This window comes from Spongiibacter sp. UBA1325 (assembly GCF_002306875.1).
GTDB classification, from domain to species: Bacteria; Pseudomonadota; Gammaproteobacteria; order Pseudomonadales; family Spongiibacteraceae; genus Spongiibacter; species Spongiibacter marinus.
Genome location: NZ_DBTD01000003.1, coordinates 246,196 through 258,587 on the forward strand (window position 1 = coordinate 246,196; position 12,392 = coordinate 258,587).

At 55.2% G+C, this 12,392-nt stretch carries 16 protein-coding genes; 13 read left to right on the top strand and 3 right to left on the bottom strand.

The window, feature by feature from the left end; translation table 11 throughout:
- The first annotated feature begins 1 nt into the window (after window position 1).
- From moaC to B3K78_RS02600, 8 genes are all read left to right on the top strand, one after another.
- The gene (gene moaC / locus B3K78_RS02565; RefSeq protein ID WP_286694198.1) at window positions 2-499 is read left to right on the top strand and encodes a cyclic pyranopterin monophosphate synthase MoaC; all 498 of its coding nucleotides are present in this window, start codon (window positions 2-4) and stop codon (window positions 497-499) included.
- Window positions 492-734: a molybdopterin converting factor subunit 1 gene (gene moaD / locus B3K78_RS02570; RefSeq protein WP_286694199.1), complete on the top strand. Its 243-nt coding sequence runs from the start codon at window positions 492-494 to the stop codon at window positions 732-734. Before moaC ends, moaD begins: the two co-directional genes overlap by 8 nt.
- Window positions 735-742: 8 nt before the next feature.
- The gene (gene moaE / locus B3K78_RS02575) at window positions 743-1,186 is read left to right on the top strand and encodes a molybdopterin synthase catalytic subunit MoaE (RefSeq protein ID WP_414711279.1); all 444 of its coding nucleotides are present in this window, start codon (window positions 743-745) and stop codon (window positions 1,184-1,186) included.
- Window positions 1,187-1,306: 120 nt separating this feature from the next.
- Complete coding sequence (locus B3K78_RS02580) at window positions 1,307-1,783, top strand: flavin reductase family protein (RefSeq protein WP_027872542.1); 477 nt, start codon at window positions 1,307-1,309, stop codon at window positions 1,781-1,783.
- Window positions 1,784-1,814: 31 nt separating this feature from the next.
- The gene (locus B3K78_RS02585; RefSeq protein ID WP_027872541.1) at window positions 1,815-2,378 is read left to right on the top strand and encodes an NUDIX hydrolase; all 564 of its coding nucleotides are present in this window, start codon (window positions 1,815-1,817) and stop codon (window positions 2,376-2,378) included.
- A gap of 77 nt (window positions 2,379-2,455) precedes the next feature.
- Window positions 2,456-3,904: a DNA recombination protein RmuC gene (locus B3K78_RS02590; protein WP_286694201.1), complete on the top strand. Its 1,449-nt coding sequence runs from the start codon at window positions 2,456-2,458 to the stop codon at window positions 3,902-3,904.
- Window positions 3,905-3,914: 10 nt separating this feature from the next.
- Entirely contained in the window at window positions 3,915-4,409 is a 495-nt protein-coding gene (gene bcp, locus B3K78_RS02595; protein WP_204995415.1) for a thioredoxin-dependent thiol peroxidase, read from the top strand.
- A 72-nt stretch (window positions 4,410-4,481) separates the two neighbouring features.
- The gene (locus tag B3K78_RS02600) at window positions 4,482-4,922 is read left to right on the top strand and encodes a hypothetical protein (protein WP_286694202.1); all 441 of its coding nucleotides are present in this window, start codon (window positions 4,482-4,484) and stop codon (window positions 4,920-4,922) included.
- On the opposite strand, the gene B3K78_RS02605 is transcribed toward B3K78_RS02600, so the two are convergent.
- The 3 genes from B3K78_RS02605 to B3K78_RS02615 are packed head-to-tail and all read right to left on the bottom strand — an operon-like array spanning window position 4,919 to window position 7,599.
- Entirely contained in the window at window positions 4,919-5,344 is a 426-nt protein-coding gene (locus B3K78_RS02605; RefSeq protein WP_286694203.1) for a YkvA family protein, read from the bottom strand. The genes B3K78_RS02600 and B3K78_RS02605 overlap by 4 nt on opposite strands.
- Before the next feature lie 44 nt (window positions 5,345-5,388).
- The gene (locus tag B3K78_RS02610; protein WP_286694204.1) at window positions 5,389-7,107 is read right to left on the bottom strand and encodes a class I adenylate-forming enzyme family protein; all 1,719 of its coding nucleotides are present in this window, start codon (window positions 7,105-7,107) and stop codon (window positions 5,389-5,391) included.
- Between the two features lie 12 nt (window positions 7,108-7,119).
- Window positions 7,120-7,599: a nuclear transport factor 2 family protein gene (locus B3K78_RS02615; RefSeq protein WP_027872536.1), complete on the bottom strand. Its 480-nt coding sequence runs from the start codon at window positions 7,597-7,599 to the stop codon at window positions 7,120-7,122.
- Window positions 7,600-7,803: 204 nt separating this feature from the next.
- Here B3K78_RS02615 and B3K78_RS02620 point away from each other — a divergent pair, with 204 nt between their 5' ends.
- The 5 genes from B3K78_RS02620 (at window position 7,804) to B3K78_RS02640 (ending at window position 12,385) form a co-directional block, all read left to right on the top strand.
- Window positions 7,804-8,574: an exodeoxyribonuclease III gene (locus B3K78_RS02620; RefSeq protein ID WP_286694205.1), complete on the top strand. Its 771-nt coding sequence runs from the start codon at window positions 7,804-7,806 to the stop codon at window positions 8,572-8,574.
- Between the two features lie 97 nt (window positions 8,575-8,671).
- Complete coding sequence (gene yajC, locus B3K78_RS02625; protein ID WP_027872534.1) at window positions 8,672-9,010, top strand: preprotein translocase subunit YajC; 339 nt, start codon at window positions 8,672-8,674, stop codon at window positions 9,008-9,010.
- 70 nt (window positions 9,011-9,080) lie between these two features.
- Entirely contained in the window at window positions 9,081-10,091 is a 1,011-nt protein-coding gene (locus B3K78_RS02630) for a D-cysteine desulfhydrase family protein (RefSeq protein ID WP_286694206.1), read from the top strand.
- A gap of 72 nt (window positions 10,092-10,163) precedes the next feature.
- Complete coding sequence (locus B3K78_RS02635; RefSeq protein WP_286694207.1) at window positions 10,164-11,522, top strand: alanine/glycine:cation symporter family protein; 1,359 nt, start codon at window positions 10,164-10,166, stop codon at window positions 11,520-11,522.
- A complete protein-coding gene (locus B3K78_RS02640) occupies window positions 11,519-12,385 on the top strand; it encodes a CPBP family intramembrane glutamic endopeptidase (protein ID WP_154653802.1) in 867 nt (288 codons plus the stop codon). Before B3K78_RS02635 ends, B3K78_RS02640 begins: the two co-directional genes overlap by 4 nt.
- Window positions 12,386-12,392 lie beyond the last annotated feature (7 nt).

Genomic DNA, 12,392 nt, shown 5'->3' on the forward strand with positions numbered 1-12,392 from the left:
CGTGGAAGAAAAACAGTTCACGCATTTTGATGCACAGGGCCAGGCGAGCATGGTCGACGTGACCGATAAAGCGGTAACGGCCAGGGAAGCCGAGGCGACAGGCCGTGTGGTGATGCAAGCAGAAACGCTGGCTATGGTTGCCGCTGGCAATCATAAAAAGGGTGATGTGCTCGGTGTAGCCAGGTTGGCGGGCATTCAAGCGGCAAAAAAATGCAGCGATTTGATCCCCTTGTGCCATCCGCTGATGCTGTCTTCAGTCAAGGTCGATTTTGACATCGACAGTGCAGGGCAGTGCGTGCACATTCGTGCGCGGTGTAAATTAGCTGCGCAAACCGGCGTCGAGATGGAAGCCCTTACGGCCGTATCTGTGGCCGCATTGACGATCTACGACATGTGTAAGGCTGTCGATAAAGGCATGTGCATTGAGGGCATCCGCCTTCTCAGCAAGCGAGGCGGGCGTTCCGGCGAGTGGTCGGCGGAGGAGCATGACCATGATTAAGGTCTTGTTCTTTGCCAAGCTGCGTGAAACCTTGGGCACCTCTGACTTGGATATTGACTACGCCGGCACCGTAGCCGACCTTAAGGCACAGCTGTCCACGCGCAATGATTGTTGGGCCGAGCAGTTCGCCCAGGAAAATTTGCTATGCGCGATTAATCAGCAAGTTGCTGCCGACGAAAGCCCTGTTTCCAAGGGTGATGAGGTTGCTTTTTTTCCTCCAGTTACAGGAGGTTAAGTTAAGTGATTAAAGTTTTAGTTCAGGTTGAGGATTTCGATGCAGGCGCTGAAGTTGCGCAACTGCGCAGCACCGCCAGCGGCGCAATTGTGCAGTTTTTAGGCGTGATGCGCGATAACAACCAGGGCGACACCGTGGCATCGATGCACCTGGAGCATTACCCCGGTATGACCGAGTCCAGCATCGAGCGCATTGTGGTAGAGGCGAGTGAGCGCTGGTCCTTGCTTGGCTGCACCGTTATCCACCGGGTTGGTACCGTGCTGCCCGGCGAGCAGATTGTACTGGTTGCGGTGAGCGCGGCGCACCGTCGCGCTGCATTTCAAGCCTGTGAGTTCGTTATGGACTACCTTAAAACCCAGGCGCCATTTTGGAAAAAAGAACAACTGCACAACGGTGAGAGCCGCTGGGTGGACGCCAGGGAAAGCGACGATAGGGCCGCCGCGCGCTGGTAGGGCGTCAGCCGTTCGGACGAGCTGTAACAGCATCGGTGAATGCATTCCCACGGTATACTACGCGCTCCTCACGCCGGCCCATACGCAGGTCGGCGGCGAATCACAGATAACAGGATATTTATGAGCTTCGATCCCCGTAACTTCCGCAATGCCCTCGGTCAGTTCGCGACAGGTGTGTGCGTAATTACCGCCAATCCACGCGGCTATGAGCCTTTCGGTATGACGGTTAATTCATTTGCCTCGGTGTCGCTGGACCCGGCTCTGGTGTTGTGGAGCCTGCGTAACGACTCCGAATGTTACCCGGCCTTTGAAGCGGCCGATGGCTTTACGGTCAACGTACTGAGCCAAGAGCAGGTTGGCCTGTCCAACCAATATGCGAAGAAAGATGCTCACCAACTGGATAAGGATCACTACCGCATTGGTAAAAGTGGCCTGCCGGTTCTGCGCGGTGCACTCACTAGCTTTGAATGTGATATCTGGCAGCGCTATGATGGCGGGGATCATTTGATTCTTGTTGGTAAAGTTACTGAAATGGACCTGAGTCCCACTGGTAAACCTCTTGTTTTCCACGGTGGTGGCTATCAGGAACTGCGCTAGGACTTTGCCTCTCAGCGGAGTAGCGGTATAGATGAAGTTTTGCAGTGAGTGTGGTGCGCCGGTTGAACTCCGTGTGCCGGAAGGAGACGACCGACCACGTTATACATGCACTCAGTGCGACATTATTCATTACCAAAACCCCCGTGTGGTGGTGGGCTGCCTGCCCACCATCGGCGATCAGGTTCTGCTTTGCCGGCGCGCTATTGAGCCACGGTTGGGCTTCTGGACGATTCCCGCCGGTTTTATGGAAAACGGCGAGACGATGCTGGAGGGCGCTCTCAGGGAAACCCGTGAGGAAGCGGCCGCCAAAGTGAAGGACGAGAGCCTGTATCGATTATTCGATATTCCCCATATCAATCAGGTGTATGTATTTTTTCGCGGTGAACTCGACGGCGATTTCGGCGTCGGTCCGGAAAGCCTGGAAAGTAAGCTTTTCCGAGAAGAAGACATTCCCTGGTCCGAGCTGGCGTTTCCGGTGGTTACCGATATTTTAATAGATTATTTCGAAGACCGTCGGCGCAACGATTACCCCATTCGCCTGGGTAAGCCCGGCCCCCTCTGGGCCAAGCACGTAAACTGGAACTTCGACCAATAGCCGCTGCGCGGCACCCGGGTAGGGTTTCAGCGCTCGGTGTATAGTACTCCATTCACTTTCTAGTCAGCCCGAATACGATGAATAATGTAGATCTAATTTTGCTTGTTAGCAGCGCGGTAGCGCTACTGCTAGGGCTGGGTATTGGTGCGCTGATCTGGCATCGCATAGCCGTGCTTGAGCGACAAAAAACGGTCCAGCAAATGGACGCATTACGTGCACAGAGCGAGGACCTTAACGCGCGTTTAGACACCGCACAACATCGCTTGAATGCCGCTGAGCAACGGGCTAATGAGGCGCAGCGCGCTGAAGCCGTTGCTCAGGATAGAGTGCGCCATCAGGCAGAGGAGCTGGCAAAAGCCGAGGCGTACCGCAAGCAACTGGCGGACGCTCAGGCGGCGCTGGCGCGCAAAGAGAGTGACTATCAGCACCTGCAAACTGCCAGCGCCGAGCAAATTGGCCTGCTCAAGCAGGCCAAGGAAGAACTGAGTGCGCAGTTCGAGAAGTTGGCGCACAAGATCTTTGACGAAAAATCCCGCCGCTTTAGCGAGAGTAATCAACAGAGCCTTCAGCAGTCGCTCAATCCCTTTCGCGAACAACTTAAAGGCTTTCAGGAGCGCGTAAACCAAATTTACGACATCGAAAATCGCCAGCATGGTGAATTGCGCGAGCAGTTAAAAACCCTTCAGGAAATGAACCACAGTATCAGTCGCGAGGCGCACAACTTAACGCGCGCGCTTAAAGGGGACAACAAGGCGCAGGGCAACTGGGGCGAAGTGATTCTGGAGCGGGTGTTGGAGGAGTCCGGGCTGCGCAAGGGCCACGAGTATGACACCCAGCAAAGTTTTACTGATGAGCAGGGGCGCCGCCGTCAGCCCGACGTGATCGTCCACTTGCCTGACGACAAAGACATCATTATCGATGCCAAAGTCTCTCTTATTGCTTATGAACGCTACTGCAGCAGCGAGGATGACAGCGAGCGCAGCGCTGCGCTCAAAGAGCATATCCAGTCGGTGCGCCAGCATATCGGGGGCTTGTCGACCAAGGCCTATCAACATATTGAGGGCCTGCGAACCCTAGATTTCGTGTTTATCTTTATCCCGGTGGAGGCCGCGTTTATGGCGGCTTTTGAACATGATCCGGAGCTGTTTCGCAGCGCGTATGAGCAAAACATTGTGGTTGTCGGGCCGACAACCTTATTGGCGACGCTGCGCACGGTGCAGAGTATCTGGCGTTACGAGCGCCAAAACCGCAACGCCGAGAAAATTGCTCGCGAAGCGGGTGCCTTGCACGACCAATTTGTATTGGTGTCCGAGTCTCTGGAAGACCTGGGTAAGCACCTGGACAGAGGCCAACAAGCCTATGAGAAAACCCTTAAGCGTATGACAGAGGGGCGCGGCAACGTGGTCGGTCGTATTGCCAGACTGGAGGCTCTGGGCGCGAAGGTTAAAAAGCAGATTCCAGCGGCACTCAGCGATCGCGCTGATCTGCAACACGACGATACTGACAATTCAGCGATAGATGATTGAGGAGTAAATCATGGCGTTCCCCAAAATCGGTAATCTGGCTCCCGCCTTTACGTTGCAAGATCAAAATGGCGATAAAGTCAGCTTGAAAGATTTCAAGGGTAGTAAAAATGTTGTTTTGTATTTTTACCCCAAAGCGAAGACCCCGGGTTGCACCGTGCAGGCCTGCGGTATTCGTGACACGCAGAAAGAATTTGCTAAGCGGGACACCGTGGTGCTGGCTGTTAGCCCCGACCCGGTTGCGAAATTGAAGAAATTTGAAGAAAACCCCAAGAAGGAAGAGGCGCCGTTAAACTTTACCCTGTTGTCTGATGAAGACCACGCTATAGCGGACAAGTACGGCGCCTGGGGCCTCAAGAAGTTCATGGGCCGTGAGTACGATGGCATTTTGCGTACGACCTTTATTATTGGCAAAGATGGCCGCTTAAAACATGTGATGGAAAAAGTGAACACCAAGCGCCATCACGACGACGTTATCAGCTTGCTCGATGAGCTGGATTTAGGCTGAAACCGCGCATAAATACGCATAGGCAAGGTTCTGTGGGCTTGCTATAAAGAGGTAACGTCACAGGAGATGCCGATGAGCAGCGACGCACACGGTTCTTTTTCCGTAGAAACTCAGGGCAATATCGTTATTGCCACCTTGCGCGGGGCCTGGAATATAGAGGGCGCCATGGCGTATTTCCAAGAATTGGAGCGCGTGGTTGCCCGCTATGACAAGCAGCCGTGGTGTCGAGTGGTGGATTATCGCGACTACGACCTTCATACCCCGGAAGTCACCGCGGCGCAGCCGAAGTTGTCGCTCTGGTGCCAGCTGCAAGGCTGTGTTGATCAGGTTTATGTCGGCTGCAACTCGGTTGACTTAAAAGCGCTGGACTTTTCCTACGCGGACTCGGGAATGACCTACGTCGCCTGCGATACCGTGGGGGAGGCGGTGCGTTATTGCCAGAGCGTGCTCAATGACGAACCACCGCCCGCTGACCTCAATTTCATTCTCGCCGGTGACCTGCCTGACGATTAATCGGTGTCTTCGTTGCTTATTTCGCCCTGTTGCTCGGCCTCATCTTTACTCAGACGGTACTGCTGAAGGTCCCGGGCGATCATGTCTAAACACAGTTTTAACACCACGGCGTCATCCAGATAGCCCGCTACAGGAATGAAGTCCGGGATGCTGTCCAATGGCATTAAAATATAACCAAGGGCTGTGATGACCGCGCCGATGGACCACCAGGGTATTTCCCGATAATTGCCCCGAGCATAGTCTTGCACAAGTTGAAACAGGGTTTTCACTTGTTCCAGGTAAGGGACCAGTGAAGCGTTAGTGAGGACTTTATTGAGAATGCGCCGCCGGTTTTTCAGGGTGGCTTCCAGCTGTTCTTGCTGGGCATCGTCGGCCCCGTCTTCAAGAATCTTGCGCGCCCGGCGCTCGGAGAAAAATTTCATTAGCGCTCCGAAGGGTGGCCCGGCCGTTAGCCGGGCGTGAGAACTTAAACCTTCGCCAGTGTAGCGTACTCCTCCTTAATTTGCTTTTTCAGCAGCTTGCCTGCGGCATTGCGGGGCAGGGGCTGTGCTACGAAGTGCAGCGCCGAGGGCACTTTAAAGCCGGCCAATTGCTCGCGTAAAAAGGATAGCAGGGCATCTTCCGTGAGCGTTTCGCCGTCATTCAGCCTGACCAGGGCGGCTACCGATTCCCCCATACGCTCATCCGGCAAGCCGATAACTGCGGATTCAAGAACCGCAGGGTGGCGGCTTAGCAGTGTCTCAATTTCCGCTGGATAGATATTTTCCCCGCCGCGAATAATCAAGTCTTTGGCGCGGTCTGCGAGATGAACGAAGCCGTCTTCGTCTAGGAATCCGATATCGCCGGTGGCCATCCAGCCATCTTTAAACTGGCTACCGGTTGCTTCAGGACGGTGCCAGTAAGACTGGATATTGCACACTGAGCGCAGCCAGATTTCCCCCTTTTCCCCCGGCGGGAGGTCGCGGCCTTCCTCGTCGCAGGTTTTAAAGTCGACCAGGGGGGACAATGTTCCGGCGGCGCCGGGTTTTTCTTCGTAGGCAGCGCCGGTGCAGCTAGAGCAGATCGCGTTGCTTTCCGTCATGCCGTAGCCGGTGCCCACGTAGGCTTGTTCAAAACGCTCGTCAATCACACGTTTAAACGTCGGTGGACAGGCGCTGCCGCCGCCACCGAGAGAAAACAAGCTACTGGTGTCGCGTTTGTCGAAGTCCGGGTGTTGCAGCAGGTCTATCACCATCGAGGGGGCTGCGCTGAATATCGTGACGGTTTCCTGCTCAATCAAACGCAGGGCCTCGGCGGCGTCCCATTTATAGGTCATCACAATTTTGCGACCGCCGCGAAGGTTCAGCAGAAAGGCGGCATAGCAGCCGGAAACGTGAAACAGCGGCACTGATAGCAGTGAGCAGGGAGCATTGCCGCCGGCAAACATCGCCTCGATCGCCTTCGGGTTGGCCATCGCTGACATGATTGCCTGTACCTCAAAGCTGATAATCGCCTGGATGATATTGCGATGACTCGAAAGTGCTCCCTTGGGCTTACCACTGGTGCCAGAGCTGTACATGATTTGTACAGGATCATCCAGTTGGCATTGCCAGGGCTGCGGCATGGCTTGGCCCATTGCGCCGGCGATAAGCGCTTCCATACTTTCGGCATGTTCACTGGCTTGGCTGCGTGCAACGATGGCGCGGCAGGGCAGATCGGCCAGCATCGGTGTGAGCAGCTCGAGACGGCGAGCGTCGCAGAAGACAATGTCAGCGGCGCTGTCGCGCAGTACAAACTCCAATTCTTCAGCGCTGCCCCAGCTATTTAGTGGCACCACAATAGCACCGAGTGACGCGATAGCTGTGTAGGCCTCCATCCACTCTGGATAGTTGCGCATGGCGATCGCGATACGCTGGCCCTGTTTGAGTTGATAGTGGTGGACAAGCTGGTAGGCGAGTGCGTCCACCCGCTGAAAAAATTGTGCGAAGCTGCGCCGCTCTTCCGGCTTGCCCGGCTCGGCATACACCAGAAATTCCCCGTCTCCATGCTGGCGGCCGGCATCGAGCAGCTCACGCATGCTCGATGGTGCCTGCTTAAACTGACGGAAATGCTGCCCGTTTACCACACAGTCTTCCATCTCATAGGGGGCACCCGGGGCGCAGAGCTGTTTTTGGCAGTCGCGAAGCGTTTGAGCAATATTGGTCATAGTCTGGGTTGCCTATTTCTTTTCAAACATACTGTGGGTAAAGCTCAGGGTCGATGGAATCGGCGCATTGATGGTTTCCATTATCCGCTCATATTCCGTTCGGCAAATTTTCCACTCACCATTTTCCAGGCGATAGTGATCCGTGTAGATGGCCGTGCCAAACAGCATCCAGTTTTGCTCTTTATTGAACACGAGGTCCTGCAGGTACCACTTTCCGCGTGCCTCACTTTCGCTGAGCAACTCGATTTCAGGGTGGTGGCCATTGTGCATGGTTAGTACATTGGGGCTATCCATGTGGCCGCGCAGGCCAGCGATGAGCTCGCTGCGGTTGTCGAAGCTATACTTGCCGCCGTCGTAGCGGGCAACGCAGTCTTCACTGAGCGTGCTTTCCAATAATTGCCAGTCGTGGGTATCTACTGCGCGCAAGTAAACATATTTGAGACGTTTGATCGCCTCGATCTGTAAGAGTTGGTCAGCGGAGCTGGCGTTCATAGCGAATGTTCCTGTTTGGTCTTTATGTTGCCGCAATGCGGTTGTTATCGACCCTGATTCTAGGGTAAGCGACGCGGAACAACATGCTCTGTATGGGTGACGTTATATGGCTTCAAAATATTGAATTTGGTGAAAAAAAATGTACAGCAGTACTTGCCGGCAGGCCGGGTCTGCTAAGCTCGGCCATTTTTTGGAGGGTACGTGGTGCGCGTAATTACCGTAAACACCAACGGTATTCGAGCAGCAGCTCGCAAGGGTTTCTTTTCCTGGCTGGAAACTCAGCAGGCTGATGTGGTTTGTATTCAGGAAACCAAGGCTCAGCAACACCAGCTAAGTGACCCACTGTTCCACCCCCAGGGTTATGTATCGGCCTTCAATGATGCGCACAAGAAAGGGTATAGCGGCACGGCCATTTATTGTCGCACGCCGCCACAACGCTTTGTTTGCGAGCTGGGCTGGGACCCGCTGGACAGCGAGGGGCGGTATGTCAGACCCGATTACGACAAGCTCAGTGTTATCTCTCTTTATATGCCCTCCGGCTCAAGCAGTGATGCGGCGCAGCAAAAGAAAGATGATTTTCTGGAAAAGATATACCCGCATTTTGTCGAGCTAAAAGCCCAGGGTAGGGAGCTGATCATTTGTGGCGACTGGAATATGTGCCACCGCGAAATTGACCTAAAAAACTGGCGCGCGAATCGCAAAAATTCAGGCTTTTTGCCCCACGAGCGGGCGTGGCTGGATAAGCTCTATGACGAAGCGGGTTTTGTTGACGCCTTTCGGCAGATTAACACCGAGGCGGTATACACCTGGTGGTCAAACCGAGGGCAGGCCTATGCCAACAATGTTGGTTGGCGGCTCGACTACCATGTGGTCACCCCCGGGCTCATCGATAGCATTCGCGATGGCTGGGTATACCGCGAAGAACGCTTTTCCGATCATGCGCCTTTTATAATGGACTATGACATCTCGCTTTGAATCTGGGCCTTGTGTACTATATTTCGCTCGGGATCTGCCGAGCAGCCCAAATTGAGGGCTTTCGCCCGGCTTTTTTAGTTTTGTTTAAGGAAACACGATGAGCTTTTTTATCTCTCAAGCCCACGCACAAACTGCTGGCGCTGCAGGCGCCCCTCCGGGCGGTGAGTTGTTCCAGATCGGCTTTCTGGTGCTGATGTTCGGCCTTTTTTACTTCATTGCGATTCGTCCTCAGCGCAAGCGTCAAAAAGAGCACGCGGCAATGGTCGCCGCTCTGGCAAAAGGCGACGAGGTGGTCACCAGTGCGGGTATTCTCGGCAAAGTCACCAAGCTTGACGATGACTATGTTGTGTTGAGTGTTGCGGACAACGTAGAGCTGAAGTTCCAGCGCGTTGCCGTGCATGCAGTGCTGCCCAAGGGCACGCTCAAAGCCATTTAATACCGTAAACGGGGCGCATCAAGCGCCCCGTTTTCATTTCACGTCATAAACGAGCGATTGCGGGTTTCACATGACTATCCCGACTCAGTTCACGCCCCCACGTCTGGGCCTAGCCAATCTACCAACACCGCTCCAGCCTCTGACACGCCTGCAGGAAGCTCGTCCTGGTCCGCGCATATGGGTGAAGCGCGACGACCTAACGGGCTGCGCACTGTCTGGCAATAAAATACGCAAGCTGGAATTCAGTTTGGCGCAGGCGTTGGAAGAGGGCTGTGACACCATCATTACCTGTGGTGGCTTACAGTCCAACCATTGTCGGGCCACCGCCTTGCTGTGCGCTCAGCTCGGTTTGAAGTGCCACCTGCTACTGCGCGGCGAGAAGCCCGAGCATGCCGATGGAAATTTACTGCTCGACCAATTAGCGGGCGCCCAGATTTCGGCTTATCCCGCCAAGCAATTTCAGGCTCAGCTGCCGCAGTTACTCGCGCAGTGGCAGCAGTACTACGCCGACAGAGGGCGGCGCGCGTTTATCATACCCACCGGAGCATCCGATGCGGTGGGGGTTTGGGGCTATTTCTCGGCGTGTGCCGAGTTAGCCGACGATTTTCGCCACCATGACATTCGTCCACGCCATATTATCTGCGCAACCGGATCCGGCGGCACCCAGGCTGGCTTGACCGCTGGAGCCCACTATTATCTGGCCGGTAGCCGCGTGTGGGGCGTGAATGTCTGCGACGATGAAGCGTGGTTCTTAAATAAAGTGGCCCAAGACCTGCATGATTGGCAGCACCGTTACGACTTAGACGTCGCATTGGACGACTTACAGGTGAGTGTTATCGATGGTTACGTTGGGCCGGGCTATGCGTTGGCCGACGAAAAGGTTTATCAAACCATCGCTGACCTTGCCGCGACCGAGGGCCTTATTCTGGACCCTGTGTACACAGGGAAGGCCTTTCATGCGTTGCTGGAAGAGCGCGACAACGGCCGCTTTGGTGACGATGGGGACATCGTCTTTGTGCATACCGGCGGCATTTTTGGCGTCTTCCCGCATCGGCAGCATTTTACTTCATTGGGTGGATGACTATTTGGCCTGCTATTAGCGGGCCAGCAGCGACTATGCACCGCGACCCAATAACAACGATAAGGTAGCGCTATGGAAACAATTACGTCGATCATCGGCGGCCTCAATGGTCTGGTGTGGGGCTGGCCCATGCTTATTCTTATTCTCGGCACCGGGGCCTACCTGATGTTGGGGCTGGGCTTTATGCCACTGCGCAGAATCCCCCAGGCCTTTGGTCTGTTATTTCGCGGTCGCAAAGGCGAGCAGGACAGCGGCGATATCAGTCCCTTTCAGGCCTTAATGACCTCCTTATCAGCAACGATCGGCACCGGCAATATCGCCGGTGTTGCCACAGCGATCGCGCTCGGCGGTCCCGGTGCGCTGTTTTGGATGTGGTGCACAGCATTGGTGGGTATGGCAACCAAGTACGCCGAGGCGGTCTGTGCCGTGCACTATCGCGAACAAGACGAGCAGGGCAACTTCAGCGGCGGCCCGATGTATTACATAAAAAATGGTCTGGGGCCAAAGTGGCGTTGGCTGGCGGCAACCTTTGCATTTTTCGGTGTCTTTGCGGGCTTTGGCATTGGCAATACGGTTCAGGCTAACTCTGTGGCCGATGCGCTTCACGCCACGTTTTCTCTGCCGGTATGGGTAACCGGCGCGGTGCTGGCAACAGCGGTTGCGCTGGTGGTGTTGGGCGGGGTGAAGCGCATCGCCTCGGTTGCCGGCGTGCTAGTGCCCATCATGGCGGTGGCGTATATGGCGATGGGCCTCGTTATTATTGCGATGAATATTAGCGAAATTCCGGCACTGTTCTTACTGGTAGTCGATGCCGCCTTTAATGGCGCGGCGGCGGTTGGTGGATTTGCCGGCGCGAGTGTGGTGGCCGCGATACGCTTTGGTGTGGCGCGGGGAATATTTTCCAACGAGGCTGGCTTGGGCAGTGCGCCAATTGCCCACGCCGCCGCACGAACACACAACTCGGTGAACCAGGGCCTGATCGCCATGCTGGGCACCTTCATCGATACCATTTTGGTGTGCAGCATTACTGGCTTTGTCATTCTGTTGTCTGGGGCATGGCAGGGCGGCGAAAGTGGCGCGGCGCTGTCGGCGTTGGCCTTCGACAGTTTGATCGGCGGCGGTGACTTTATTGTGTCCGTGGGCTTGGCGGTCTTTGCGTTTACCACCATGCTGGGCTGGGCCTACTACGGCGAGCGCTGCGTGGTGTATTTTTTTGGCACTCACGCTATTTTTGCCTTCCGCCTGGCCTGGGTCGCGGCAATTCCCCTCGGCGCGATGGCGGAGCTCGATTTTATCTGGCTATTGGCCGATACCCTGAACGCGCTGATGGCGCTGCCGAACTTGCTGGCATTGCTACTGCTCAGTCCGGTGGTTTTTGCGTTGACGCGTGAGCGCCTGGGCAGCAATGGCTCAGCGGAAGCGCGCGAATGAGCGGTATAGGCGCTAGCTTATCTGGCGCATTGCAGCGCCTGAACCCACGGCGAATTCTCGTTCTTCTCGACGATATCGATGCCGAAGCAGATAGTTACCGTTTATCGCGCCCGGCGGCGCTCAGGCGGGTTTTTGCGGTGCTGGCCTGTGTGTCCGTGAGTTTGCTACTCATCCACTACTTAAAGTTTTCCTCTAGCTTGCAAACCCTGCTCCAGTGGCTCAGTGAAGTGCAGGGGCGTACACCGAACTATTGGTGGTGGGAGCTGCGTCGCAGTGGCTATGGTGAGTTGCTGTCCTACCTGTGGTGGACCACTTGGCATGTGGTTGGCTACGTGCTGCTGCCGTGGCTGATAATTCGCCGCGTAATGGGCGAGCGCATGCGCCATTTTGGCTGGGGCTGGGGGGACACCCATCGGCACTGGCAGGGCTATCTGCTGTTGCTCAGTCCAATTCTTGTGTTCATTTACCTGGCCAGTTTTCGGCCCGATTTTTTACAGCACTATCCCTTCTATAAACAGGCGGGTAGAAGCTGGTTTGACTTCATTAGTTGGGAGCTTCTGTACCTCACCCAGTTTATCTGCCTGGAGTTCTTCTTTCGCGGCTTTGTGCTGCAAGGCTTGCGTCCGGCAATCGGCGCGAATGCAATCTGGGTAATGTGTGTTCCCTATCTGATGATCCACTTTCCGAAGCTGTGGCCTGAAGCGGTGGGTGCCATCCTGTTTGGGTTGTTTCTGGGTATATTGGCGCTGCGCTCGCGATCTATCTGGGGCGGCTTTTTCGTTCATGCCGGTGTCGCGGTTGGTATGGATGTGGCCTCTTTACTGCGCCAGGGACGAATACCCGAGACGTTTTGGCCCTTTTAAATCCTGC

Bases quoted from the DNA above. Each gene is read 5' to 3' on its own strand.
- bcp (WP_204995415.1), top strand. From the start codon at position 3,915: ATGGCGTTCCCCAAAATCGGTAATCTGGCTCCCGCCTTTACGTTGCAA.
- moaD (WP_286694199.1), top strand. From the start codon at position 492: ATGATTAAGGTCTTGTTCTTTGCCAAGCTGCGTGAAACCTTGGGCACC.
- B3K78_RS02580 (WP_027872542.1), top strand. From the start codon at position 1,307: ATGAGCTTCGATCCCCGTAACTTCCGCAATGCCCTCGGTCAGTTCGCG.
- B3K78_RS02585 (WP_027872541.1), top strand. From the start codon at position 1,815: ATGAAGTTTTGCAGTGAGTGTGGTGCGCCGGTTGAACTCCGTGTGCCG.
- B3K78_RS02640 (WP_154653802.1), top strand. From the start codon at position 11,519: ATGAGCGGTATAGGCGCTAGCTTATCTGGCGCATTGCAGCGCCTGAAC.
- B3K78_RS02615 (WP_027872536.1), bottom strand. From the start codon at position 7,599: ATGAACGCCAGCTCCGCTGACCAACTCTTACAGATCGAGGCGATCAAA.
- yajC (WP_027872534.1), top strand. From the start codon at position 8,672: ATGAGCTTTTTTATCTCTCAAGCCCACGCACAAACTGCTGGCGCTGCA.
- B3K78_RS02610 (WP_286694204.1), bottom strand. From the start codon at position 7,107: ATGACCAATATTGCTCAAACGCTTCGCGACTGCCAAAAACAGCTCTGC.
- B3K78_RS02605 (WP_286694203.1), bottom strand. From the start codon at position 5,344: ATGAAATTTTTCTCCGAGCGCCGGGCGCGCAAGATTCTTGAAGACGGG.
- B3K78_RS02600 (WP_286694202.1), top strand. From the start codon at position 4,482: ATGAGCAGCGACGCACACGGTTCTTTTTCCGTAGAAACTCAGGGCAAT.
- B3K78_RS02590 (WP_286694201.1), top strand. From the start codon at position 2,456: ATGAATAATGTAGATCTAATTTTGCTTGTTAGCAGCGCGGTAGCGCTA.
- B3K78_RS02630 (WP_286694206.1), top strand. From the start codon at position 9,081: ATGACTATCCCGACTCAGTTCACGCCCCCACGTCTGGGCCTAGCCAAT.
- B3K78_RS02635 (WP_286694207.1), top strand. From the start codon at position 10,164: ATGGAAACAATTACGTCGATCATCGGCGGCCTCAATGGTCTGGTGTGG.